Below are 23,682 nucleotides of genomic sequence, written 5' to 3' on the forward strand. Positions count from 1 at the left end.
CCGGCGAGCGGGATTTCCGGGTCAGGGGTCGCCGAGTTCGTCCGCCGGACTGTTCACGGGCTGCGGGGTGCCGGTCAGGTCCAGCACGAACAGGGGCACACCGAGGGCGTCGGCGCGGGCGCGGGCCTCGGTGGTGTAGCCGGCCAGGGAGAAGTAGACGCAGTGCGCGGACTCCGTCATGGCCGTCAGCCACAGACACTCCACGTCCCGCAGCGAGGCGGGCCGCACGGTCGGATCCACCTGGGCCAGCAGCCCACGCGCGGCAAGACCGATCCCGGACGGCGGCCGCTGGTCCGCCCGCCGGATGTCCTGATAGCCGAGCCAGCGCAGATACAGCGCGGCGACGGTCACGGCATCACGCGCGGTGCGGATGGTGATGGGCTGGAAGGGGCGGCGTGGGGGAGGGGGTGGGGTGTTTTCGGCGGGGGCGGATGGATCGGCTGAGGCTGGGGGCGGGGTGGAGCCCGTCGTTCTGGCGGAGGTGGAGGCCGCTTCCTCGGCGGAGGTGGTTCCCTCGGCTGCCTCTGTCGTCCCGGTGGGGGCGGCGCTCCCCGCGTCGGTGGTCGTTTGTGTGCCCGGCCGTGCCCGGACCGCCGCCACCGGAATCCGCAGTACCGTCCCGCAGGCGCACCCCAGCTCGGGGTGAGGCCATTCCGCCAGGCGTCCGCAGAGTATGCATGCGACGGTGACCCAGGTCTCCTCCCACACCTGGTGGACGACCGCCCGCGCCCCCGCACCCGGCTCCAGCGGCGGCGAGACAGGGGCGCCGCACGCGCACGGGTACGTCGGCGCCGCGTAGAGGTGCTCGCGTCGGCAGACCGGACAGCGCAGCGGCACGCTTTCGGACATGGCCACATCGTCCTCCAGCAGCCGTCCCGTTGTCCGCCTCTTGACGCTCTTCACCCACCGACCTACATTGCTTCCAGATAGTAGAAAACTTATTCCGTATTACGGAAGTGCTCACCGCGGGGCGCGACGGGAGTACGCATCCGACAGCCGACCAGTTGAAGCAGTCGAAGCAGGAGTACTCGATGGCTCGAATGACCGCTGCCCGCGCGGCAGTTGAGATCCTCAAACGCGAAGGCGTCACGGACGCGTTCGGCGTGCCCGGCGCGGCGATCAACCCCTTCTACGCCGCGCTCAAGGCCTCCGGGGGCATCCACCACACCCTCGCCCGCCATGTCGAGGGCGCCTCGCACATGGCCGAGGGGTACACGAGGACCCACCCGGGCAACATCGGTGTCTGCATCGGCACCTCCGGCCCCGCCGGCACCGACATGATCACCGGGCTGTACTCCGCCACCGGCGACTCCGTCCCGATCCTCTGCATCACGGGCCAGGCCCCGACCGCCGTGATCCACAAGGAGGACTTCCAGGCCGTCGACATCGCGTCCATCGCGGGCCCGGTGACGAAGATGGCCGTCACCGTCCTGGAGGCCGCCCAGGTCCCCGGCGTCTTCCAGCAGGCCTTCCACCTCATGCGCTCCGGCCGCCCCGGCCCGGTCCTGATCGACCTGCCGATCGACGTCCAGCTGACCGAGATCGAGTTCGACCCGGAGACCTACGAGCCCCTCCCGGTCTACAAGCCGGCCGCGAGCCGCGCGCAGATCGAGAAGGCGATCGGGATGCTGAACGCGTCCGAGCGCCCCCTGATCGTCGCCGGCGGCGGTGTCATCAACGCCGACGCGGCCGAACTCCTCGTCGAGTTCGCCGAGTTGACCGGCACCCCGGTCGTCCCGACCCTGATGGGCTGGGGCGTCCTGCCCGACGACCACGAGCTGAACGCCGGCATGGTGGGCCTGCAGACCTCGCACCGCTACGGCAACGCCACCTTCCTGGAGTCCGACTTCGTCCTCGGCATCGGCAACCGCTGGGCCAACCGTCACACCGGCAAGCTGGACGTCTACACGGCCGGCCGGAAGTTCGTGCACGTCGACGTCGAGCCCACCCAGATCGGCCGGATCTTCGCGCCGGACTACGGCATCGCCTCCGACGCGAAGGCCGCCCTGGCCCTCTTCGTCGAGGTGGCAAGGGAGGTGAAGGCCGCGGGCAAGCTGCCCGACCGCAGCGTCTGGGCCGCGTCCGCGCAGGAGAAGAAGGCGACCCTCCAGCGCCGTACGCACTTCGACGACATCCCCATCAAACCGCAGCGGGTCTACGAGGAGATGAACAAGGCCTTCGGCCCGGAGACCCGGTACGTCTCCACCATCGGCCTCTCCCAGATCGCCGGCGCCCAGATGCTGCACGTCTTCAGGCCTCGGCACTGGATCAACTGCGGCCAGGCCGGCCCCCTCGGCTGGACGATCCCGGCCGCGCTGGGCGTCGCCAAGGCCGACCCGGAGGCGCAGGTCGTGGCGCTCTCCGGCGACTACGACTTCCAGTTCATGATCGAGGAGTTGGCCGTCGGGGCGCAGCACCGGATCCCGTACATCCATGTCCTGGTGAACAACTCCTACCTGGGCCTGATCCGCCAGGCCCAGCGCGCCTTCGACATCGACTTCCAGGTCAACCTGGAGTTCGAGAACGTCAACTCCCCGGAACTGGGCGTCTACGGCGTCGACCACGTCAAGGTCGCCGAGGGCCTCGGTTGCAAGGCGATCCGGGTGACGGACCCGGCGGAGCTGGGGGCGGCGCTGGAACAGGCGAAGAAGCTCGCCGCGGAGTTCCAGGTGCCGGTGGTCGTCGAGGCGATCCTGGAGCGGGTCACCAACATCTCGATGTCCACCACCAACGACATCGGGAACGTGGTCGAGTTCGAGGAGCTCGCGACGGAGCCGGCGCACGCGCCGACGTCGATCAGGACGCTCAAGGTCTGACACCGCGCACGGCTGAAGGGCGGTCCCACCGTGATGGTCGGACCGCCCTTTCCCGTGCCCGGCTCCCCCGAGGCCGTCCCCCGTCGTGTGGCCCGCCGCCCCCGTGCCGGCGGGCCCTCACGTGTAGAGAATGTGCCCGAGGCAGGGTCGGGTTGAAGCCCCTTGACCCATGTTCAGAGCTTGATTTGAGGTTTCGGCTGCGGGCCGGTGGGGGCTGGTCGCGCGCAGTTCCCCGCGCCCCTAGGGGGGACAGCCAGACGTGCTTTGACTGCACCCACTCAGGGGCGCGGGGAACTGCGCGACCAGCCACGAAGCACCGGAACGCAAAAAACGCGCAGGACACGGCAGAGCCATGTCCCACGCGGGACCGCGGCGGTAGCGACGGTACCGGCACGCCCCCTTCCCTCAGGTCGAAGAAGGAGGTTCCGGCGCCTTCACCACCGCACTGGCTCGCACACCGCCGCGGTCCATTCCCTGCCCCGCCCGCCACCGGGCGACCACCCCTCATCCGGGTCGCCGGTGCGTCGGGGCAGGGAGTCTCGAACGTGTTGTGGTACCGGGCGGCGCCACCGCCTGGGCGCGACAGGACAGATGTCAGCAGTGGCGCCGCCCGGGGTCTTGGGGAGGCGTCAGACCTGCGCCCCGGACAGCCGCTCCACCGCCCGCAGCAGCGCCGAGTGGTCCAGGCCGCCGTCGCCCTGGGCCCGCAGACTGGCGACCAGTTGGGCGACCACGGCGCCCACCGGCAGGGCCGCGCCGACATTGCGGGCCGCGTCGGTGACGATGCCCATGTCCTTGTGGTGCAGGTCGATCCGGAAGCCCGGCTTGAAGTCGCGCTGGAGGAAGTTGTCCTTCTTGCGCGTCAGCACGGTCGAGCCGGCGAGGCCGCCGTTCAGGACGTCGAGCGCGGCCTTCAGGTTCACGCCCGACTTCTCCAGGAAGACCACGGCCTCGGCACACGCCTGGATGTTCACGGCGACGATCAGCTGGTTGGCGGCCTTCACGGTCTGCCCCGAGCCGTGCGGCCCGCACAGCACGATGGTCTTGCCCAGCGCCTCGAAGACCGGCTCGGCCTCGTCGAAGTCGGCCTGCTCACCGCCGACCATGATGGACAGCACCGCCTCGATCGCTCCGGCCTCACCGCCGGACACGGGCGCGTCCAGGACGCGGATGCCCTTCTCGGCGGCGGCCTTCGCGAGGTCCACCGAGGTCTGCGGGGTGATCGAGGACATGTCGATCAGCAGGGCGCCGGAGCGGGCGTGGGCGAGGATGCCCTCGGGGCCGTAGGCGATGGCCTCGACCTGCGGGGACGCGGGCACCATCGTGATGATCACGTCGGCGTCGCGCACGGCCTCGGCGATCGAACCGGCCGCGGTGCCACCCGTGGCGGCCAGCCGGTCCAGCTTGTCCCGCTCCAGGGTGTAGCCGGTGACGTCGTAACCCGCCTTGACCAGGTTCTCGGACATGGGGGAGCCCATGATGCCGAGGCCGATCCAGGCGATCTTGGGGAGACTGCTCATGTCGGGGGTGCCTCTCGGTGGGTAAGGGGGTCAGCGGGCGAGCCAGTCGAAGGCCTCGGAGCTCGGGCGGTCGCCGGGCTTGTACTCCAGGCCGACCCAGCCGTCGTAACCGGCCTTGGCCAGCAGGCCCAGCAGCTCTTCGAGCGGCAGCGTCCCGGTGCCCGGCGCGCCGCGGCCCGGGTTGTCGGCGATCTGGACGTGCCCGGTCTTCGGGGTGAACTCCTCGATCACCGCCGGGAGGTCCTCGCCGTTCATGGACAGGTGGTAGAGGTCCATGAGGAAGCGGGCGTTGCCGAGGCCGCTCGCCGCGTTGACCTTGTCGACGATCCCGACCGCGGCCGGCGCGCTCACCAGCGGGTACCGCGGCGACTCGGGCTTGTTGAGGGCCTCGATCAGGAGGATCGCGCCGATCCGGTCGGCCGCGCGGGCCGCCAGGACCAGGTTCTCCAGCGCCAGCGCGTCCTGCTCGGCCGGGTCCACGCCGTCGACGCGGTTGCCGTACAGGGCGTTGAGCGCCGTGGCGCCCAGCGAGCCGGCGAAGTCGGCGGCCACGTCGATGTTGGCGCGGAACCGCTCCGACTCCTCGCCCGGGATCGACAGGGCGCCGCGGTCCGGTCCCGGCAGCTCGCCGGCGTAGAAGTTCAGGCCGGTGAGCTGGACGCCGGCGTCCTCGATCGCCCGCTTCAGGGCGTCGAGCTCCGCCTGCTCGGGGGTCGGGGTGTCGATCCAGGGCCACCACAGCTCGACCGCGGTGAAGCCGGCCGCGGCCGCTGCCGCGGGGCGCTCCAGGAGCGGGAGTTCCGTGAAGAGGATCGACAGGTTGACGTTGAAGCGCTGCTCTGCGAATCCCATGGGGTCCTGGCGCTCCCTTCCGTGTCGAATGTTCCGTAATGCGGAAGTTAGTTTCTGCTTATTGGAAGACTGCCGTCGGGCTGAAGGCGTTGTCAAGAGGGCCCGGCGGAAAACGGCACCGCGGGTTAGGTTGTGCGCGTGCGATTGAGAGTGGAGTTCACGACCGAGCCCTTCGACCTCGACGAGGCCCCGGCGCACGCGCTGGTGGCCCGCGAGGTCATCGAGGCGGCCGAGCTGGACGCGGTGGACGTCGGCCCGTTCGGCAACACCGCGGAAGGCGGCGCCGACGAGGTGCTCACCGCCGTGGAGGTCGTGCTGCGCAAGGCCCTGGCTTCCGGCGCCACCCGGATCTCGCTCCAGCTCAACGTGCTCGGAGAGGGGAGCGAGTGACCTCCGACGAGCCGTTCATCACGGCGGTCAAGCCGCTGGTCGACGCCATGGGCGGGGAGATGCTCCCGCCGGACGAGGCAGGTCCCGACGACGTCGTGCTCACCTGGGAGGGCGTCCAGGCCGTCGCCGTACGGCTGCCGCAGCTCGCGGACTCCCTCGATCACATCCTGGCCGCCATGGAGCGCAAGAAGGGCAAGCCGCTCGCGGACCTCGACCGCAAGGCCAAGCAGGAGGTCGTACGGATACTGGAGGCGCGCGGCGCCTTCTCGGTACGGCACGGCGTGGAGACCGTGGCGAGCGCGCTCGGGGTGAGCCGCTTCACCGTCTACAACTACCTGAACCGGGACAAAGCGTAGAAAGCGCTGCCGGGCGGGTTCCGTAACCCCGAATTTTCAACAAAGTGTTGACGTGATGTCGTGCGGGAGCGTTAGCTGACGCCATGACGCCGACATCCGTGCCCGCGGGCCTGGCCCGGTTCAACGCCCTGGAGGAGCACGCGGCCTACGCCGTGCTCCACGAGGCGTGCGCCTCCGCGACCTGGACGAAGCGGCTGCTCGCCGCCCGGCCGTACGCCACGGTCGACGCCCTCTTCGCCGAGAGCGACACCGCCATGGCGGAGCTGACCGCCGACGACCTCGGCGAGGCGATGGCCGGGCACCCGCCGATCGGCCGCCCCAAGCCCGGCGACCCGACCTCCGCCCGGGAGCAGTCCGGGATGGCCTCGGCCGACGACGAGCTCAAGGCCGAGATGCTCGAACTGAACCTGGCGTACCAGGAGCGGTTCGGCCATGTCTTCCTGATCTGCGCGACCGGCCGCAGCGCCGAGCAGCTGCGGGACGCGGTCAAGGAGCGGATCGGCAACGCGCCGGACCGGGAACGCGAGATCGTCCGCACCGAGCTGGGCAAGATCAACCGTATCCGGCTCGCCCGCATCGTCGAAGAGGACGCCTGACCATGAGCACGAGCACCACCGCCTCCGTGTCCACGCACATCCTGGACACCAGCGTCGGCCGCCCCGCCGAGGGTGTCGCCGTCCGGATCTCCGCCCGCTCGGGGCGGTCCGCCCAGGACGGGCAAGGAGGGGCCTGGCAGGCACTCGGCGGCTCCGCGACCGACGCGGACGGGCGGTGCAAGGACCTGCCGGCGCCGCCGGAGGGGACCAGCCACGTACGGCTCGACTTCGAGGTCGAACCGTACTTCTTGAAGAAGCAAGCCGATGCGCAGCAGGACGCCCCCGCGAATCGGGACAGCGGTGCCGGAGTGTTCTTCCCGGAGGTGGCGATCACTTTCGCCGTCGAACCCGGCGAGCACTACCACGTACCGCTGCTGCTCAACCCGTTCGGCTACTCCGTATACCGAGGGAGCTAGCTATGCCCACCATCCTGGGACAGAACCAGTACGGCAAGGCCGAGAACCGAGTCGTCAAGATCACGCGGGACGGCGCCACCCACCACATCAAGGACCTCAACGTCTCGGTGTCGCTGAGCGGCGACATGGACGACGTCCACTACTCCGGCTCCAACGCGCACGTCCTGCCGACCGACACCACCAAGAACACGGTGTACGCGTTCGCCAAGGAACACGGCATCGAGTCCGCCGAACAGTTCGGCATCCACCTCGCCCGGCACTTCGTGACCTCGCAGGAAGCGATCAGGACTGCGCGGATCCGCATCGAGGAGTACTCCTGGGAGCGGATCGAGCACGGCGGCGACAGCGCGCACTCCTTCGTGCGCAAGGGCCAGGAGACCCGCCTCGCGCAGATCACCTACGACGGCTCGTCGTGGGAGGTCGTCTCCGGCCTCAAGGACCTGACCGTGCTGAACTCGACCGACTCCGAGTTCTGGGGCTACGTCAAGGACAAGTACACAACGCTGCCCGAGGCGTACGACCGCATCCTGGCCACCGAGGTCTCCGGCCGCTGGCGCTTCAACTGGACCGACGACGCGCAGGACATGCCCGACTGGGACACGTCGTACGAGCAGACGAAGCAGCACATGCTCCGGGCCTTCGCCGAGACCTACTCGCTCTCGCTCCAGCAGACGCTGTACCAGATGGGCTCGCGGATCATCGAGAACCGCGACGAGATCGACGAGGTCCGCTTCTCCCTGCCGAACAAGCACCATTTCCTGGTGGACCTGGAGCCCTTCGGCCTCAAGAACGACAACGAGGTGTACTTCGCCGCCGACCGGCCCTACGGCCTGATCGAGGCGACCGTCCTGCGGGACGGGCGCGAGGCGAGGATCCCCACGGACCTGACCAACCTCTGAGGGGCGCACCATGACCGCAGTTCAGCGCATCGTGATCGAGAACTGTTCGATCGCGACCGTAGACGCCGACGACACCGAGTACGCCTCCGGCCATGTCGTCATCGCCGGCAACCGCATCGAGTCCCTCGGCGCGGGCCGGGCCCCCGAGGGCCTCCAGGACGTCGTACGGCGCATCGACGCCACCGGCCACCTGGTGACCCCCGGCCTGGTCAACACCCACCACCACTACTACCAGTGGATCACCCGGGGCCTGGCCACCGACCACAACCTCTTCAACTGGCTCGTCGCGCTGTACCCGACCTGGGCGCGCATCGACGAGGAGATGGTCTACGCGGCCGCCCAGGGATCGCTCGCGATGATGGCCCGCGGTGGTGTCACGACCGCGATGGACCACCACTACGTCTTCCCGGCCGGCTCCGGCGACCTGTCCGGCGCGATCATCCGTGCGGCCCGCGAGACCGGCGTCCGCTTCACCCTCGCCCGCGGCTCCATGGACCGCAGCGAGAAGGACGGCGGACTGCCCCCGGACTTCGCCGTGGAGACCCTCGAAGGCGCCCTCGCCGCGACCGAGGCCACCGTCAAGGAGCATCACGATTCCTCCTTCGACGCCATGACCCAGGTCGCCGTGGCCCCCTGCTCGCCGTTCTCCGTCTCCACCGAACTCCTGCGGGAGGGCGCCGAGTTGGCCCGCCGCCTCGGGGTCCGGCTGCACACCCACGGCTCGGAGACCGTCGAGGAGGAGCAGTTCTGCAAGGAACTGTTCGGCATGGGCCCGACCGACTACTTCGAGTCCACCGGCTGGCTCGGCGAGGACGTGTGGATGGCGCACTGCGTCCACATGAACGACTCCGACATCGCCGCGTTCGCCCGGACGAAGACGGGCGTGGCCCACTGCCCGTCCTCAAATGCCCGACTGGCGGCGGGAATCGCCCGCGTCCCCGACATGCTCGCGGCCGGCGTCCCGGTCGGCCTCGGCGTCGACGGCACGGCGTCCAACGAGTCCGGCGAGCTGCACACCGAGCTGCGCAACGCGCTGCTCATCAACCGGCTCGGCGCACACCGGGAAGCGGCGCTGAACGCCCGCCAGGCGCTGCGTCTGGGCACCTACGGCGGCGCCCAGGTCCTCGGCCGTGCTGCCGAGACCGGCTCCCTGGAAGCCGGCAAGCTCGCCGACCTGGTGCTGTGGAAGCTCGACACCCTCGCGCACGCCTCGATCGCCGACCCGGTGACCGCACTGGTCTTCGGCGCGGCCGCACCGGTCACGGCCTCGTTCGTGAACGGCCGTCAGATCGTCGAGAACGGCCGCCTGTCGCACGTCGACGAGGACGCCGTCGCCCGCTCCACGCGGGAACAGGCCCAGCGTCTGGCGCGGATCGCCGCGCAGGGCTGAGCAGTTCACCCGGACTCCGGCCGAGAGGGACGGCTCTCGGCCGGCAGCCGTGGACCCGGTTTGCGGGTACCACAGCGGCCGTGCCCGGGGCGCGCGTCGGACGCGCGCGCCCCGGAACGGTCGTCACTGTCCTGCCCCTGAAGGTCGTCACCGTCCCTGAACGTCTCAACCGTCCCAGGAGCGGATCCCGTTCCCGCGAGAACCCTTCCCCCCGGTCCCGCACGACCGCGCACCACCTCCAAGAAACCCACGTCAGTGCCGACGTGTAACCGCCCGGAGGCGAGCCGCTGTGTCAGTCCACCCCGTTGACGAGAAACTCCCCGCCCTGAAGATGGCGACCACCGGCCTCCAGCACGTGGCCGCCATGTACGCCGGAGTTGTCGCCCCACCCCTGATCGTCGGCGCGGCCATCGGCCTGACCGCCACCGACCTCACCTTCCTGACCGGTGCCTGTCTGTTCACCGCGGGCCTCGCCACCTTCCTCCAGACCCTCGGCATCTGGCGGATCGGCGCCCGGCTGCCCTTCGTCAACGGCGTCACCTTCGCCGGGGTGGCCCCCATGACCGCCATCGTCGCCGCCACGGACGACAAGTCCGAGGCCCTGCCCGTCATCTTCGGCGCGGTGATCGTCGCGGGCCTCCTCGGCTTCCTCGCCGCCCCCTTCTTCAGCAAGGCGATCCGGTTCTTCCCGCCGGTCGTCACGGGGACCGTCATCACCCTGATCGGCGTCTCCCTCCTGCCGGTCGCCTTCGGCTGGGCACAGGGGCCCAACCCCGGTGCGCGGGACTACGGTTCGGCGACCAACCTGGGCCTGGCGGCGGCGACTCTCCTGATCGTGCTGCTCCTTCGGCGCTTCACTCGCGGCTTCGTCAAGCAAGTGGCCGTACTGCTCGGCCTGGTGGCCGGCACCCTGGTCGCGATCCCCTTCGGGGCCACGGACTTCGGCCCGGTCGCCGACGCGGCCGTCGTCGGCTTCCCGACCCCCTTCCACTTCGGCGCCCCGCGGTTCCAGCTCGCCGCGATCCTCTCGATGTGCGTGGTCATGGTGGTCTCGATGACCGAATCCACCGCGGACATGCTGGCGTTGGGCGAGATCGTCGAGCGCCCGGCCGACGAGCGGACCATCGCCGCGGGCCTGCGCGCCGACACCCTCGGCTCGGCCCTCAGCCCCCTCTTCAACGGCTTCATGTGCAGCGCCTTCGCCCAGAACATCGGCCTGGTCGCGATGACGAGGATCCGCAGCCGGTACGTCGTCGCCACCGGCGGCGCCTTCCTGGTGCTGATGGGCCTGTGCCCGATGGCCGCCTCGCTCATCGCCGTCGTACCGCGCCCGGTGCTCGGCGGCGCCGGAGTCGTCCTGTTCGGCTCGGTCGCCGCGAGCGGTATCCAGACCCTGGTCAGGGCAGGGCTGGAGAAGGACAACAACGTCCTGATCGTCGCCGTGTCCCTCGCGGTCGGGGTCATCCCGATCACCGCGCCGGAGTTCTACCACGCCTTCCCCGAGACCGCGAAGATCGTCCTGGACTCGGGGATCTCGACGGGCTGTGTGGCCGCGGTGACGCTGAACCTGGTCTTCAACCACCTCGGCAGGGGCCGGGACGCCGAGGACGTCACCCACCCCATGGAGACCGTTCCCGCTCAGTCGATCTCGTAACTGTCCCCGTACACCCGCCACTTGAGCGGAGTGTCCAGGTCGAGATTGCCCGCGGCGAGGAACACCCGCTGGGCGGTCTCGACCCGGCTCACGTCACGGTGCGCCGCCTCCTGCCGCATCGCCCACACCCGCGCGTCCAGGAAGGCGTGCAGATACGCGGTCTGGTCGCCGCCGTCCGCGGGGGTGTCCGCGTGTACGAGGGCCCGGTCGCGGATGCCGCCGAAGCTCAGGGCGTCGCTGCCGGGGCCGTGCATGACCATCGCGTCGTAGTAGACGAACTGCCCGAGCGTGCCCAGCCCGTCCTGCTTGGCACGGGCGACCGCCGGGTCGAAGTAGCCGCGGTCCCGCTCGTCGCGCTGCGCCGCGCGGAACGCGGCCGTCTTCGCCGCGGCCCGCCAGGCCGCCGGGAAGCCCGGGTCGAGACCCTCGTGCGAGTCGGTCCCGTCCACCGCGCGCAGGGCGGGCAGGTAGGGGGCGAGGGGATTGCCCGCAACCCGGTCCGTGTACAGCTCGACCAGCGCGAGCATGTCGCTCGTACCGGAGCAGAACCCGATGATGCCGGCGGTGTAGCCGCGGCCGTCCCCGATGTCCTCGATGTACGCGTACTGCGCCTGCCAGTCCAGCGAGGAGTTCTCCGCGCTGGACACCAGCCGCATCGCGAGGTCTTTCTTCACCGGGTCGTCGAGCCCACCGGGGCCCGCGGCCTCGGCGGACGGCCACCGGGTGCTCAGCACGCCGGCCCCGAGGACGGCGAGCAGGGTGCGGCGGGCGGCCGCTCTGGACAGGAAGGCCACGTCGTCTCCAAGAGGGGTGGCAGGAAGGGGGGTTGAGGATCGCGCGCCGACTTGTGGAGGGCGTAGGGCTGCGGTGGCGGGTCGCTGTGAGAACCCGTCACCGGCTGTCGATCGCCTGGCAGGCCCCGGGAGCGGGAAGCCGTCCGGTGAAGTAGGAGCGCGGCGGGACACCCATCACGGTGCGGAAGTCGGACGTCATGTGGGACTGGTCGTAGTAGCCGGTGGCGGCGGCCAGATCGGCCCAGCGCAGCTCGGTGGCGTGGGCGAGCACGGCACGGACGCGGTGGATACGGGCGTAGTGCTTGGGGGAGAGGCCGACGCCGTCACGGAACAGATTGCGCAACTGGCGCTCGCTGACGGCGAGTTCCCGCGCCACGTCCCTGACCTGACCGGGTATGTGGTCCGAGCGGACCGACAGCGCGGTGACCGCGGCCCGCAGCAGCGCGGTCCGGCTCCCGGCGGCCGGGGCGGACAGCCGGTCCGGGAGGAGGTCGGTGAGCCGGGCCACCGCTTCCTCGTGCTCCAGCCGCCCGAGGTCGTACGACAGCTGCCGCGCGGTCCGGCCGGGCAGCGCGCCCAGCGGCACGACCCGGCCGACGAGGTCGACGGCCGGGACGCCGAGCAGGGGCCGGACGGTCCCCGGCGCCAGCCGCACCTGCGTGCAGGACACTCCCGGCCTGCCCCGGTGGTACGTGGCGCGGACGCGGGGGCCGACGACCAGCAGGGAGGGCCGGCCGCGTCCTTCGGTGCGGACGACCACCCTGGTCGCGGAGTCCGGCAGATGCACGAAGGGCTCCCGCGGGTCGACCTCCACGGTGACGGGATCGGAGAGGGAGTGGGTCACGGGTCCACGGTAAGCGGGGGGCCGGGGGGTTCGGGGGCGCGAAACGTGCCGGAATCTCCTAGCGGCGGGGGCGTGTGTGGTGTGTCGTTCTTCGGGTGCGGGCCGGAGAAGGTGGGGACAACTGGGCGGGCTTCGACTGCGCCCACCCAGGGGCGCGGGGAACTGCGCGACCAGCCACGACGCAGCCGCACCCGCGCGACGGCAGGGCGTGGCACAACCCCGCGCTCCTCAGCCCCGCCGAGCCGTCCGCAGGACCACCGCGGCCAGTACCAGGGCCCCCGCCGCGATCCCCGTCCCCACCCCGAACGCCAGCCGGTACCCCTCCGCCGTCGCCGGGACCAGTTCCGCACCCCGTGCCAGCAGCCCCTCCGTCCGGCTCGCCGCCAGCACCGACAGCACCGCCAGCCCCAGCGAACCACCCACCACCTGCGTGGTGTTGAACAGCCCCGACGCCAGACCCGCGTCCTCCTCCCGGGCCCCCGCCATGGCCAGCCCCGTCAGCGCGGGCATCGCCGCCGCGAACCCGGTGGCCAGCAGAAGCAGCGCCGGAAGGACGTCCGCGAGGTACGACCCGTCGGCCGGGGCGCGGCTGAGCAGGGCCATCCCGGCCAGGACGAGGACGAGCCCCGCCAACAGCACCCGGTACGCGCCGAACCGTCCGATGGTCCGCGCCGACAGACCCAGCATCAGCACCCCGATCACCACCGGCGCCGGAAGGAACGCCGTGCCGGTGAGCAACTCGCCGAATCCCAGGACGCGTTGGAGGTAGAGCGCCCCGATGAACTGGAAGCCGTACATCGTGGCGATCATCAGGATCTGGACGGCGTTCGCGCCCGACAGCAGCCGGGAGCCGAACAGCCGAAGCCGCAGCAGGGGCCGGGCGGCCCGGGCCTGCCGCACGGTGAACGCCGTGAACAGGGCGAGGGAGACCGCGGCCAGGAGGAGCGTCGTGATCGGCGCCCGGTCGCCGGAGCCGACGATCACGTACACCGTGAGCATCAGCGCCCCGGTGACCAGCGCGGCCCCCGGATAGTCCGCGCCCCGGCCGAGGCCCTCGCCGTCCTCCGGGGCGAGCACGCGGACGGCCGCCAGCAGGGCGACGAGCCCGATCGGCAGGTTGATCAGGAAGATCCAGTGCCAGGTCAGGGCCTGCGTCAGCGCGCCGCCGAGGAACGTGCCCAGCGCCCCGCCCGCCGCCCCGACCGCGCTGAACACCGCGATGGCCCGGGCCTGTGCACGCGGCTCGGGGAACAGCGCGACCAGCATGCCGAGCACCACCGCCGAGGTCATCGCCCCGCCCACGCCCTGGAGGGCACGTGCCGCGATCAGCGTGCCCTGGCCGGTCGCCGTCCCGCACAGCACCGACGCCACCGTGAACACGGCCAGCCCCGCCACGAACATCCGCTTGCGGCCGACCAGGTCACCGAGCCGGCCCGCCAGCAACAGCAGCCCGCCGAACGGGATCAGATACGCGTTGACCACCCACGCGAGCCCGGGCCCCGTGAAGCCGAGGTCGCTCTGGACGGCCGGCATCGCGACCGTGACGATGTTGCCGTCCAGGACCGTCATGAGGGTTCCCGCGCACAGGACGACGAGAGCCGTCCAGCGGGAGTACGTTCGGCGCGGCGCTCGCGCCGGGGACTGGGCAGTGACCGTCATGGCGGTATGGCCTCCGTGTTCTCCAAGAGTTCCGAATGGTCGCCTAGGTGCACGACTTGTAACGGGGGCCATCGTCAGTGACCATGGAGAGCGGCGTAAGGAGGCAGTCCGATGTCCCAGAGGAACACCGGTGTTACCACCCAGGTCGTGAACGCGCAGGCGTGCCCGGTGCGGGAGGTTCTTGACAGGGTCTCCGGCAAATGGAGCGTGCAGATCCTCGTCGCGGCCGCCCACGGGCCCATCCGCTTCACCGAGCTGGAGCGCGGCATCGAGGGCATCAGCCGCCGGATGCTGACCCTGACCCTGCGCAACCTGGAGCGCGACGGCCTCGTCACCCGCACCGTCCATCCGACGGTCCCGCCCAAGGTCGAGTACGAACTCACCCCCGTCGCACACGAGTTGAACGAGACCCTGCAACGCCTGACCGACTGGGCGGAGCGCAACAGGGTCTACATCGCCGAGGCGCGGGCCGGCTACGACGCCCGGCACGAACCGGAACCGGCCTGACCCACCGCCGGCCGGCCTGAGCTACAACAGGCTCGGGTCGGTGGCCAGCCCCTTGAGGACCTCGCCCGGGTCCGGCACCAGGCGCCGCGCGTTCAGGTCCATCAGCCCGCCGACCGCGGTGATCTCGGCCGCCACGGTGCCGTCCTTCTTGCGGATCGTCTGCCGTATCCGGAACGTCTTGCCCTCGCCCCACTCGAAACCGCAGCTCACCTCCACCTCGTCACCCGCCAGCAGCTCCCGCAGGTAGCGGATGGTGGTCTCCAGTGCCACCGGCCCCACCCCGCTGCCGATGAGCCCGGCCTGGGTGATCCCGGCGGCCCTGAGCAGCGACCAGCGGGCGTGCTCGGCGTAGTTGAGGTACACGCTCTGGTTGAGGTGGCCCTGTACGTCCGTCTCGTATCCGCGCACGGTCACCGGTACGGAAAACGGCTCGCTCACGTCAATCCCCTCTCACGCCACGGCAGTTAACGGAACCGATCCTGACACGTGCCCTCTACACCCGGCGTGGGGAGGCCAGCAGGTACCGGGTCCCGGTGCGTGGCTGGGTGTACTCGCCGACCTGCCAGCCGGCCTGCTCCAGGGTGCCCGCGCAGGTCCGCAGCGCCTCGCCGTCGGGGGCGTGCACGGCGACGGCCTCCGGCTGCGGGGTGGCCCGCACCCGGTAGCCGGGCGTGCCGCCCGCTTCCGGGGGATGGCCGGCCGCCTCCAGGGCGAGGGCGGCGGCCTGCACGAGATGACTCCGCTCCCAGCCGCACGGCCGGTCCGTGGACCCGTCCGGATTGGTCATCCGGCGCAGCTCCAGCAGCCCCTGCCAGGCGCTGTGCACCTCGCGCACCCGGGCCGGACCGGCTTCGGCGGGCTCCTCGGTGCCGCCGACGTGGGCGGTGAACACACCGGGCGAGGCCGCGGGAGCGGTGGTGGGGGCCGGGGCCTGCTCGAGGGGCCCGGCGACCGTCTCGCGTATGCGGTGTCCGGCCGGGGTCAGGAAGTGGTCGTGCGGCGGCCGGGGGTGCCGGAAGGCGAGACCCCGCTTGACCAGCGCGTCCAGCTGGGACTCCGTGCCCTTGATCCGGCCGGTGACGGGATCGGCGGCGTCGATGACACGCCGCTGGGCGGCGGTGGGCGGTCGTGTCACGGCGTGCTCCTTCCGGGCGACGGGTTGCCGACGGACCGTACGGCGGTCGTACGACAACGGGGCCGTGCGGATCACCGGCCCTTCGCTTCGAAGGCTACGACGAGGGTCTGACATTCCACTCGGCGATCACCGGCCGCCCGTGCTCGGTCCCCAGTCGGCACAGGGTTCCCGTGGCCAGCTGGAACAGGGCCCCGGCCGACGGGGGCAGTCCGAGCCGGCGCGCGGTGAGCACGCGCAGGAAGTGCCCGTGCGCGACCAGCACCACGTCCCCCTCGGTGTCGGCGTGCGCCGCGTCCACCTCGGCCAGGACACGGTCCGCACGCTCGCCGACCTGCTCCGGGCTCTCCCCGGGGTGGTCGGGCGGGCCGGGCGCCACCCCGTCCGTGAACAGGAACCAGTCCGGGCGTTCCCGCTGGATCTCGACGGTCGTGACGCCCTCGTAGCCGCCGTAGTCCCACTCGCGCAGGTCGGCGTCGACCCGGAGGCCGTGCAGGCCGATCAGCTCCGCGGTCTCGCGCGCCCGCTGGAGGGGGCTGACGAAGGCGGCGCCGATGCGGTGGGAGCGGATCAGCGGCACCAGGCGGCGCGCCTCCTCCCGGCCGCGCTCGGTCAGCGGTACGTCCGTCCGGCCGGTGTGCCGCCCGGACCGAGACCACTCGGTCTCCCCGTGCCGCACCAGAAACAGATCACCCACGCCCGCACCTTTCCCACGGCCCTCCCAGCACCGTGCCACAGCGCCGGGTGTCCCGCAGAACAGCGTGACCCGCGATCCACCACCCGCTGCCACGTTGCGGGCCTCCGGACAGCAGCGAGAGCAAGCCCGTCACCGCGTAGGCCGCACCCATGCAGAGCAGTCGGCCCCCGTTCTCACACCCCCGGCAACCCCTGTACCGACTGCGCGAGTTGACCCACCGCGACCACCAACGGCGTCACCGGCTGGACGAATTCGTTGAGGCGGGTCAGGGCTCGGCGCAGCACCGTGGGCTGGGGCTCCGGTTCGTCCAGTTCCTCGCGGAGGCGGCGCAGTTCCCTGGTCGTGGCGTCCGGGTCGGTCAGCGCCGCTCGGTGTTCCTCCAGCAACCGCTCGACGTGCGCGAGGAGTTCGGCCGTACGCTCGGCGTCCTGGGGCTGGAAGGAGACCGAGCCGGAGAAGGCCTGGGCGCCGTGTCCCACCGCCTGGTTGCCGACGTAGTGCGTGCCGCCGCTGATCATGACGCCGTTGTTGACCGGAGGGTCCTGGCGCCCGTCGTCGTTGCCCATGATGAGAACCTCCTCGACCTACTTGCCGGACCCCGAGCCGGACGCGGACCCGGCTCCGCCCACGGCACCGGGCGCCGTGGCCCCCGACTGCTGCCGAGGGATGTTCTGCGTGGCGGTCGCCCCCGTGCCGATCGCCTGGTTGCCGATGATGCTCGTGCCGCCCTGCTGGATGAGCCCCTGGTTGAGAATGGTCTGCTGCTGGGCGCGGAAGTCGGTGATGTCGTACCCGCGCGCGTCCAGGAACTCACGGATCGCGGCGAGCGTGTGACGCTCCACCAGGGACGTGATCCGTGTGGCGTCCACGACCTGGAAGTAGTTGTGGTAGTCGGGGCTGAGCGCCAGCTCCCGGACGCTCAGCCGCGCACCGAAGTCGTAGACCGGATCCTGCTCCAGGGCCCTGAGCTCGTCCACCATCCGTCTGCTGTGCCGCTCGTCGAAGTACGCCTGCCGCAGCGCCCGGAACGGCGCCCCGTAGAAGGCCTTGCCCGTGCGGGGGACGGCGTCCAGCAGCAGCCCGCGCCGCGCGTGGGAGGAGAGCGGTCCGCGCAGCCGGTCCACGACGTGGTACTCGGCGCGCACCGGGCCGAGCACGTGGTTGCTGCACTGCAGGTGCAGCGTCCGCCCCGTCGTCGAGAAGTGCAGGAACACGCTCGGCACCACGTCCCCGCCCCACAACGGCACATGGACGGCGAGATGGTGGCGGACCGCCCCGGTGGGACGCTCCATGATCCGCTCGACCTCGTCGGGCGACAGCCGGGCGGCCGGGGCGAGGGTCTTGGTCCTGATGAAGCGTTGGTCGTCGCCGATGCTCGTCCCGCTGGCGAAGACCCGGTCCTCGATGACGAGAGAGGCGAGCGGCCCGAGGGACCCGAGGGCCTCGGCGGCGTCCACCGCCGCGCCGTTGGCGTCCGCCGTCGCCGACCCGTCCCCGCCGGCGCGCGCGGCGGTCGTCCTGAGCCACGCGCGCACGTGGTCGACGAGTTCGGCGACCGTGAACGCCTCCGGAGCGGCCGGTCGCGGCGGCTTCCCGACGGGATCGCCCGCGGGCAGCAGCGGCACCGCGAGCGACCACCGCGAGGCGGCCTTCGCGTACCCGATGAAGGGCGTGTAGCCGCTGTACACCGTGACGTTCCCGTCCTGCGCCTCCCGGATGGCCGTCAGCCGCTCGGCCATCCACTTGCGCCGCGGCACGGTCGGCCGCGGCTGCCGGGCGAACGCCTCGCGGGTCATCGTCGTGCGCAGCACCCGGTCGACGTCGAGATCGTGGCGTACGACCGTGACGTACGCGAACGCCACCGCCGCCACCGACAGCAGCGCGGCCGGCACCCCGCCGAGATAGGAGCCCAGCAGCCAGGTCACGAAGCCGGGGGCGGGCAGCAGGGAGACGACGACGCCGAAGGTGAAGGCCAGGATCACGGCGACGCCGGCCGTGACGGCGGTGCCCACCAGGACCCTGCCCCGGGGCTGGTGGTGGCCGCGGGTGGCCAGGCTCGGCCGGACGCCGGCCTGCTGGGTGGTCGACAGGAAGAAGGCGACGAACAGCAGCCACAGGGGCGCGAACACCGCCACCACGACGAAGGCCGTGGTCAGCCGCAGGTCGCGGCGCTGCCGCAGCTCCTGGGCGGTCAGACAGTGGCGTACCACCGCCACCAGGTCGACGTCGGGCGAGGCCGCCACGGCACCGGCCTCGTCGGCGAGGAGGTCCTCGACCACCCGGTCGGCGAAGCCCTCGTCGACGTAGGCCGCGGCGCACAGGTACCGGGTGACGTCACCCGGCGCGCTCCCGACCGGCATGTGGACCGGCGCGGTCGTCATGCCGAGCCCTCCCTCTCTCAGGCGGCGGAGCGGCGCCGTCACGGCGCCGATGGAGCTCTTGGTGCCCGTGCCCCCGGTTCCCGCGCGGGGCAGCCCTGCCGTCACCAGCATGAGCAGTACGCCCGCCACCAGGCCGAACAGGAGACCGCTGGGCAGCAGATAGTCCAGCATCATGTCGTTCGGTGCCAGCTGGACGTCGGTCACGAAGGTCTTGTGCAGGCCCCACCACAGCAGGTTGGCCGCGACCGAGACCGACAGGCCCACGAGGAGACAGCGGATCCGGCCCGCCTTCCCGCGGGCATACATCCGCCACAGGAAGAAGGCGAGCCCCGCGATCAGGAACAGCACGGCGAGGTCGTTCACGACCAGACCGGAGGTGTTCCCGTACTGGGCGGACGACGTGTCCCAGCGGGGGACGAACGCCGCCTCGAACAGGCGGCGCAGGGTCTTGCTGTCGGACCCCTCGATGTAGAACTTCCGCTCGTAGCGGTCCCAGATCGGCCGTTGCACCCATGGACTGCCCAGCAGGCCGACGGTCAGGACGAGCAGAGCGAGCCGGCCGCGTAAGGCCGAGGACGTGCCCGGAGCACGCCGACGAGACAACAACACCACCCGGGATCCCCCCATCCCCCGGCCCTGCGGATCAGTGGCCGCACACTAGGGCATCCCCGCTCTCGCCGACCGTGAACCCCAGCAACCCCATCAGCTACCGCGCAACCCCCGGCAGCTACTGCCGGTACCCGCTCAGGAACCGCCCGATCCGCCCGATCGCCGCCTCCAGGTCCTCCGCGTGGGGCAGCGTCAGGATGCGGAAGTGGTCCGGCGTCGGCCAGTTGAAGCCGGTGCCCTGGACGACCTGGATCTTCTCCCGCAGCAGCAGGTCCAGGACGAACTTCTCGTCGTCGTGGATCTTGTGGACCTTGGGGTCGAGGCGCGGGAACGCGTACAGCGAGCCCTTCGGCTTCACGCAGGACACGCCGGGGATCTCGTTGAGCTTCTCCCAGGCCACGGTGCGCTGTTCGTGCAGCCGGCCACCGGGGGCGGTGAGGTCGTGGATGGACTGCCGGCCGCCGAGCGCGGCCTGGATGGCGTACTGGGCGGGGGCGTTGGCGCACAGCCGCATGGAGGCCAGCATGGTCAGGCCCTCCAGGTAGTTCTTCGCGTGCTGCTTGGGTCCGGTGACGACCAGCCAGCCGGAGCGGAAGCCGGCCACCCGGTACGTCTTCGACAGACCGCAGAAGGTCAGCACGACCAGGTCGGGGGCGAGCGCGGCGACGGAGTGGTGCACGGCGTCGTCGTAGAGGATCTGGTCGTAGATCTCGTCGGCGAAGACCATCAGGCCGTGCCGGCGGGCGAGGTCGAGGATGCCCTCGATGATCTCCTTCGGGTAGACCGCGCCGGTGGGGTTGTTCGGGTTGATGATGACGACGGCCTTGGTGCGGTCCGTGATCTTCGCGGCCATGTCGTCCAGGTCCGGGTACCAGTCGGCCTGTTCGTCGCAGAGGTAGTGCACCGCCTTGCCGCCGGCGAGCGTGGTGACCGCCGTCCAGAGGGGGAAGTCCGGGGCGGGGATGAGGATTTCGTCGCCGTCCTCGACCAACGCCTGTACGGCCATGGAGATCAGCTCGGAGATGCCGTTGCCGAGGAAGACGTCGTCGACGCCGACCTCCAGGCCCAGGGTCTGGTAGCGCCCGGCCACGGCCCGGCGGGCGGAGAGGATGCCGCGCGAGTCGGTGTAGCCGTGCGCCTGCGGCAGCATCCGGATCATGTCCTGGAGGATCTCCTCCGGCGCCTCGAAGCCGAACAGCGCGGGGTTGCCGGTGTTCAGACGCAGCACGCTGTGGCCCGCCTTCTCCAGTGCGTCGGCGTGCTCGATCACCGGGCCGCGGATCTCGTAGCAGACCTCGCTGAGCTTGTTCGACTGCCGGAACTCCATGCGCTGCTGCCTCTCCGGTTTCGTGTGTTGCTTGGTTTTACCAAGCGCGAGCTTGGAAAGTCCAACAACTTGTCTAGACTGCGTCGCATGTCACCTCGCCGAAGCTACGACCAGTACTGCTCCGCGGCCCGCGCCCTCGACGTCGTGGGCGACCGCTGGACCCTGCTGATCGTCCGGGAACTGCTGGCCGGCCCGCGCCGCTACACGGACCTGCACGCCGACCTGCCCGGCGTGAGCACGGACGTACTCGCCTCACGGCTGAAGGACATGGAGCGCGACGGCCTCACCACGCGACGCCGGCTGCCCCCGCCCGGCGCGGCCTTCGTCTACGAACTCACCGCGCGCGGACGCGAGTTGCTCCCGGTGCTCCAGGCCCTCGGCACCTGGGGCGGACCCGAACTCGGCGACCGGCGGCCCACCGACGCCGTCCGCGCACACTGGTTCGCGCTGCCCCTGCTGCGCTCGCTGGAGGGCGAAGGGCTCGTCGAAGTGCGCCTGGAGGAAGGGGACTTCCATCTGCACGCAGGCGCCCAGGACGGTCCCGCGTACGGCGACGGACCGGCCCCCGGGGAGCCCGACGCACGGCTCGTCCTGGACGCGGAGACCTGCGGGGCGCTGGCACGGGGGGAGTTGGGCCTGCCGGACGCGGTGCGCGACGGGCGGGTCCAGGTGACCGGCGACGGGGCGATCGCCAAGGCGCTGCGGGAGGCGTGAACGCGAAGAAGGCCCGCCGGAGCGGGCCTTCTCCTGGTGCGACGCCGGTTCAGGCGCCGGGCGGTACCCGGGACGGCCGTCCCGACCCGCGCGTCAGCGCGTACCCGCCGACACCCGCGAGCGCGGCCAGGGCGCCGCCGATCGCCGTCCACACCCACCGGTCCGACCACCAGCCGGAGGACCAGCCGTCCTCGGGCTCGATGGCGGAGAGCACGGCGGAGTCCTCCGAACCGTCCTTCTCCGCCTCGGACTTCACCGCGATCCCCGGCACCAGCGGCTCGGCCAGCGAGCCGTCCACCGCGGCCGAACCGCCGATGTCCTTGGAGTCGACCCGCACCTCGGAGCTCACCGGGAGGCCCAGGTCCGCCGTGGTGACACCGACGGCCGTCAGCCGGACGTAGTACGTGCCCGGCAGCGGGTCGTTGGCCCAGGCCTCCGACCAGGCGCGGACCGTGCGCAGGGTGCAGGCCAGCTCGACGCTGCCCACGCCCGCGGCGGCGGTGCGGGTCTGGGCGCCGTACTGGCAGGACTGGCGGCGCCGCAGCCCGTCGTACACGTCGATCTGCCAGGTCTGGGTGGCGTGGGTCTCCGGCAGCTTCACCGTCGCCTTCACGGTGGGCCGTTGACCGGCGTCCGCGGGGAACGACCAGTACAGGTAGTCACCCGTGGAGCCGCTCGCCGTGGCGGCCTGGCCCTGCTCGATCTCGGTCGCCGTACGGAAGGACGTGCCCGCCTGGGTGGGGGCGTCACCGTCCGCCGAGGAGGCCGAATCCGAGGGGGTCGGCGAGGAGTCGGCGGCGGCCGGTGCGACGGCCAGTCCGAGCATCAGCAGGGAGGCGCTCAACGCGCGTGTGATCCGCATCAGTTGGTCCTCCAGACCGCGACCCGCCAGCGTGACAGCCAGCCCCACAGCAGACCGGCCACGAAGCCGGCGAGGATCAGCGTGCCGAGCAGCCACCAGCCGCGCCCGAGGCCGAAGGAGGCCACGTCGCTCGCCTTCGACGGCCCGTCCACGACGTCCACGGTCAGCTCCAGCGGCAGACCCGGAGTGGTCTTCACCCCGGAGCCGGCCGAGAAGGAGTTGGTGACCTGGAGGCACACGGTCTCGGCGGGGGAGTCGTCCTCGTCGCTGTCCGCCTTGGGGTATCTGAGGCCCGTGGAGATCACATCGGTACGGCCGTTGCCCGCGGCCTCACCGCGCACGATCTCCCGGCCGTGCACGGTCACGGCCCGCAACAGCACGCCGTACGACGGGTTCACGGCCCGGTCGGCCGCCACGCTCACCGAAGTCCGCAGCTCCTGGCCCGGCTCGACGTCCACCCGGTACCAGCGCTGCCGGCCGAACTCCTCGCGGTCGGTGTACAGCCCGGACTTCAGCGTGGGCGCGGTGGAGCAGGCGTCGGCGCCCTCGGTGGCCACCGGCGTCACCACCGGATCGGCCGCGCGGTCCACCAACTGGTTGACCTTGTCGGTGAGTTCGTCGGTGTGCTCGACCGAGGTGTAGGTGCCGCCGGTCGCCTCGGCGATACAGCTGAGCTGCTTGCTCATCTTGGTGTTCGGGACGAGGCCGAGGGTGTCGATGGTCAGCCCGACCCCCTTCGCGGAGATCTCCCGGGCCACCTCGCACGGGTCGAGCGGCGCGCAGGTGTCCTCGCCGTCGGTGATCAGCACGATCCGCTTGGAGCCGTCGCCCGTGGCGAAGTCACCGGCCGCCTTGAGCAGCGCGGGCCCGATCGGGGTCCAGCCGGTGGGGGAGAGGGTGGCCACCGCCGTCTTGGCCTCGGTGCGGTCCAGGGTGCTGACCGGGTACAGCTGCGCGGTGTCCTTGCAGCCCGTCTTCTGGTTGTCCCCCGGGTAGTTGGCCCCGAGGGTCCGGATGCCGAGCTGTACCTCCTCGGGCGTGGCGTCCAGCACCTCGTTGAACGCCCGCTTCGCCGCCGCCATCCGGGTGCCGCCGTCGATGTCCGCCGTCCGCATCGAGCCGCTCACGTCGAGGACGAGATCGACCTGCGGCGCGTTGCCGCCCGTGGGTTCACCGGCGACCGCCGCGACCGGGAAGGCGATCCCGACCGTCAGGGCGGCGAGCAGGGCGCACACTCCCGCCGCCGACCGTTTTCTTGTGATCATCG

Annotated in this window: 24 protein-coding genes; 10 read left to right on the forward strand and 14 right to left on the reverse strand. The window is 71.2% G+C overall.

The genetic code is table 11. The features are described 5' to 3' along the window. Positions 1-21: 21 nt before the first annotated feature. Complete coding sequence (locus AC2XR2_RS35290; protein ID WP_491518560.1) at positions 22-708, reverse strand: hypothetical protein; 687 nt, start codon at positions 706-708, stop codon at positions 22-24. 323 nt (positions 709-1,031) lie between these two features. Between AC2XR2_RS35290 and gcl the strand changes: the two genes are divergently transcribed. Further along, entirely contained in the window at positions 1,032-2,816 is a 1,785-nt protein-coding gene (gene gcl, locus AC2XR2_RS35295) for a glyoxylate carboligase (protein WP_491517265.1), read from the forward strand. Between the two features lie 629 nt (positions 2,817-3,445). Here gcl and AC2XR2_RS35300 read toward each other — a convergent pair. Together AC2XR2_RS35300 and AC2XR2_RS35305 are read right to left on the reverse strand one after the other, a co-directional pair. Beyond that, positions 3,446-4,336, reverse strand: coding sequence for a 2-hydroxy-3-oxopropionate reductase (locus AC2XR2_RS35300; RefSeq protein ID WP_491517266.1), 891 nt, complete (start codon positions 4,334-4,336; stop codon positions 3,446-3,448). Positions 4,337-4,366: 30 nt separating this feature from the next. After that, entirely contained in the window at positions 4,367-5,188 is an 822-nt protein-coding gene (locus tag AC2XR2_RS35305; RefSeq protein WP_381301201.1) for a TIM barrel protein, read from the reverse strand. Between the two features lie 138 nt (positions 5,189-5,326). Here AC2XR2_RS35305 and AC2XR2_RS35310 point away from each other — a divergent pair, with 138 nt between their 5' ends. From AC2XR2_RS35310 to AC2XR2_RS35340, 7 genes are all read left to right on the forward strand, one after another. Then, positions 5,327-5,578, forward strand: a complete 252-nt coding sequence (locus tag AC2XR2_RS35310) for a YkoF family thiamine-binding protein (protein ID WP_381301199.1) — start codon at positions 5,327-5,329, stop codon at positions 5,576-5,578. A gap of 47 nt (positions 5,579-5,625) precedes the next feature. Continuing rightward, the gene (locus AC2XR2_RS35315; RefSeq protein WP_381301221.1) at positions 5,626-5,934 is read left to right on the forward strand and encodes a helix-turn-helix domain-containing protein; all 309 of its coding nucleotides are present in this window, start codon (positions 5,626-5,628) and stop codon (positions 5,932-5,934) included. 83 nt (positions 5,935-6,017) lie between these two features. Then, on the forward strand, positions 6,018-6,530 hold the full coding sequence (gene uraD / locus AC2XR2_RS35320; protein WP_491517267.1) for a 2-oxo-4-hydroxy-4-carboxy-5-ureidoimidazoline decarboxylase: 513 nt from the start codon (positions 6,018-6,020) through the stop codon (positions 6,528-6,530). A 2-nt stretch (positions 6,531-6,532) separates the two neighbouring features. Beyond that, positions 6,533-6,946: a hydroxyisourate hydrolase gene (uraH, locus tag AC2XR2_RS35325; protein WP_491517268.1), complete on the forward strand. Its 414-nt coding sequence runs from the start codon at positions 6,533-6,535 to the stop codon at positions 6,944-6,946. A 2-nt stretch (positions 6,947-6,948) separates the two neighbouring features. Beyond that, complete coding sequence (gene pucL / locus AC2XR2_RS35330; protein ID WP_491517269.1) at positions 6,949-7,845, forward strand: factor-independent urate hydroxylase; 897 nt, start codon at positions 6,949-6,951, stop codon at positions 7,843-7,845. A gap of 10 nt (positions 7,846-7,855) precedes the next feature. Continuing rightward, positions 7,856-9,235, forward strand: coding sequence for an 8-oxoguanine deaminase (locus AC2XR2_RS35335; protein WP_449349301.1), 1,380 nt, complete (start codon positions 7,856-7,858; stop codon positions 9,233-9,235). 289 nt (positions 9,236-9,524) lie between these two features. Continuing rightward, positions 9,525-10,889: a nucleobase:cation symporter-2 family protein gene (locus AC2XR2_RS35340; protein ID WP_491517270.1), complete on the forward strand. Its 1,365-nt coding sequence runs from the start codon at positions 9,525-9,527 to the stop codon at positions 10,887-10,889. Here the strand turns inward: AC2XR2_RS35340 and AC2XR2_RS35345 are convergent. The 3 genes from AC2XR2_RS35345 to AC2XR2_RS35355 form a co-directional block, all read right to left on the reverse strand. After that, a complete protein-coding gene (locus tag AC2XR2_RS35345; protein WP_491517271.1) occupies positions 10,874-11,683 on the reverse strand; it encodes a chitosanase in 810 nt (269 codons plus the stop codon). The genes AC2XR2_RS35340 and AC2XR2_RS35345 overlap by 16 nt on opposite strands. Positions 11,684-11,780: 97 nt before the next feature. Next, complete coding sequence (locus AC2XR2_RS35350; RefSeq protein WP_491517272.1) at positions 11,781-12,527, reverse strand: AraC family transcriptional regulator; 747 nt, start codon at positions 12,525-12,527, stop codon at positions 11,781-11,783. A 228-nt stretch (positions 12,528-12,755) separates the two neighbouring features. Beyond that, the gene (locus AC2XR2_RS35355) at positions 12,756-14,186 is read right to left on the reverse strand and encodes an MFS transporter (protein WP_491517273.1); all 1,431 of its coding nucleotides are present in this window, start codon (positions 14,184-14,186) and stop codon (positions 12,756-12,758) included. A gap of 111 nt (positions 14,187-14,297) precedes the next feature. Here AC2XR2_RS35355 and AC2XR2_RS35360 point away from each other — a divergent pair, with 111 nt between their 5' ends. Beyond that, positions 14,298-14,693 carry a winged helix-turn-helix transcriptional regulator gene (locus tag AC2XR2_RS35360; protein ID WP_491517274.1) on the forward strand — a complete coding sequence of 132 codons (396 nt, stop codon included), beginning with the start codon at positions 14,298-14,300 and terminating at the stop codon, positions 14,691-14,693. A gap of 21 nt (positions 14,694-14,714) precedes the next feature. Here AC2XR2_RS35360 and AC2XR2_RS35365 read toward each other — a convergent pair whose 3' ends face one another. From AC2XR2_RS35365 to AC2XR2_RS35390, 6 genes are all read right to left on the reverse strand, one after another. Then, positions 14,715-15,131, reverse strand: a complete 417-nt coding sequence (locus AC2XR2_RS35365; protein WP_330263575.1) for an acyl-CoA thioesterase — start codon at positions 15,129-15,131, stop codon at positions 14,715-14,717. A 55-nt stretch (positions 15,132-15,186) separates the two neighbouring features. Continuing rightward, the gene (locus AC2XR2_RS35370; RefSeq protein WP_491517275.1) at positions 15,187-15,828 is read right to left on the reverse strand and encodes a hypothetical protein; all 642 of its coding nucleotides are present in this window, start codon (positions 15,826-15,828) and stop codon (positions 15,187-15,189) included. A 94-nt stretch (positions 15,829-15,922) separates the two neighbouring features. Then, positions 15,923-16,522 (reverse strand): histidine phosphatase family protein, encoded by a 600-nt coding sequence (locus AC2XR2_RS35375; protein WP_449349295.1) that lies wholly within the window; start codon positions 16,520-16,522, stop codon positions 15,923-15,925. A gap of 173 nt (positions 16,523-16,695) precedes the next feature. Beyond that, a complete protein-coding gene (locus tag AC2XR2_RS35380; protein ID WP_449349294.1) occupies positions 16,696-17,088 on the reverse strand; it encodes a DUF5955 family protein in 393 nt (130 codons plus the stop codon). 18 nt (positions 17,089-17,106) lie between these two features. Continuing rightward, positions 17,107-19,413 carry an AbeC-like domain-containing protein gene (locus AC2XR2_RS35385; protein ID WP_491517276.1) on the reverse strand — a complete coding sequence of 769 codons (2,307 nt, stop codon included), beginning with the start codon at positions 19,411-19,413 and terminating at the stop codon, positions 17,107-17,109. Between the two features lie 217 nt (positions 19,414-19,630). Next, entirely contained in the window at positions 19,631-20,839 is a 1,209-nt protein-coding gene (locus AC2XR2_RS35390) for a pyridoxal phosphate-dependent aminotransferase (protein WP_381301176.1), read from the reverse strand. A gap of 87 nt (positions 20,840-20,926) precedes the next feature. Here AC2XR2_RS35390 and AC2XR2_RS35395 point away from each other — a divergent pair, with 87 nt between their 5' ends. Next, entirely contained in the window at positions 20,927-21,553 is a 627-nt protein-coding gene (locus tag AC2XR2_RS35395) for a winged helix-turn-helix transcriptional regulator (protein WP_381301175.1), read from the forward strand. A 49-nt stretch (positions 21,554-21,602) separates the two neighbouring features. Here AC2XR2_RS35395 and AC2XR2_RS35400 read toward each other — a convergent pair whose 3' ends face one another. Then, on the reverse strand, positions 21,603-22,415 hold the full coding sequence (locus AC2XR2_RS35400) for a hypothetical protein (RefSeq protein ID WP_491517277.1): 813 nt from the start codon (positions 22,413-22,415) through the stop codon (positions 21,603-21,605). After that, positions 22,415-23,680: a VWA domain-containing protein gene (locus AC2XR2_RS35405; protein WP_491517278.1), complete on the reverse strand. Its 1,266-nt coding sequence runs from the start codon at positions 23,678-23,680 to the stop codon at positions 22,415-22,417. The genes AC2XR2_RS35400 and AC2XR2_RS35405 overlap by 1 nt, the downstream gene beginning before the upstream one ends. Between the last annotated feature and the right edge of the window lie 2 nt (positions 23,681-23,682).

The sequence above is a fragment of the Streptomyces sp. LS-MS-L19 genome, assembly GCF_058382285.1.

Bases quoted from the DNA above. Each gene is read 5' to 3' on its own strand.
- AC2XR2_RS35405 (WP_491517278.1), bottom strand. From the start codon at position 23,680: ATGATCACAAGAAAACGGTCGGCGGCGGGAGTGTGCGCCCTGCTCGCC.
- uraH (WP_491517268.1), top strand. From the start codon at position 6,533: ATGAGCACGAGCACCACCGCCTCCGTGTCCACGCACATCCTGGACACC.
- AC2XR2_RS35360 (WP_491517274.1), top strand. From the start codon at position 14,298: ATGTCCCAGAGGAACACCGGTGTTACCACCCAGGTCGTGAACGCGCAG.
- AC2XR2_RS35400 (WP_491517277.1), bottom strand. From the start codon at position 22,415: ATGCGGATCACACGCGCGTTGAGCGCCTCCCTGCTGATGCTCGGACTG.
- AC2XR2_RS35300 (WP_491517266.1), bottom strand. From the start codon at position 4,336: ATGAGCAGTCTCCCCAAGATCGCCTGGATCGGCCTCGGCATCATGGGC.
- uraD (WP_491517267.1), top strand. From the start codon at position 6,018: ATGACGCCGACATCCGTGCCCGCGGGCCTGGCCCGGTTCAACGCCCTG.
- AC2XR2_RS35315 (WP_381301221.1), top strand. From the start codon at position 5,626: ATGGGCGGGGAGATGCTCCCGCCGGACGAGGCAGGTCCCGACGACGTC.
- AC2XR2_RS35390 (WP_381301176.1), bottom strand. From the start codon at position 20,839: ATGGAGTTCCGGCAGTCGAACAAGCTCAGCGAGGTCTGCTACGAGATC.
- AC2XR2_RS35355 (WP_491517273.1), bottom strand. From the start codon at position 14,186: ATGACGGTCACTGCCCAGTCCCCGGCGCGAGCGCCGCGCCGAACGTAC.
- gcl (WP_491517265.1), top strand. From the start codon at position 1,032: ATGGCTCGAATGACCGCTGCCCGCGCGGCAGTTGAGATCCTCAAACGC.
- pucL (WP_491517269.1), top strand. From the start codon at position 6,949: ATGCCCACCATCCTGGGACAGAACCAGTACGGCAAGGCCGAGAACCGA.
- AC2XR2_RS35335 (WP_449349301.1), top strand. From the start codon at position 7,856: ATGACCGCAGTTCAGCGCATCGTGATCGAGAACTGTTCGATCGCGACC.
- AC2XR2_RS35305 (WP_381301201.1), bottom strand. From the start codon at position 5,188: ATGGGATTCGCAGAGCAGCGCTTCAACGTCAACCTGTCGATCCTCTTC.
- AC2XR2_RS35380 (WP_449349294.1), bottom strand. From the start codon at position 17,088: ATGGGCAACGACGACGGGCGCCAGGACCCTCCGGTCAACAACGGCGTC.
- AC2XR2_RS35395 (WP_381301175.1), top strand. From the start codon at position 20,927: ATGTCACCTCGCCGAAGCTACGACCAGTACTGCTCCGCGGCCCGCGCC.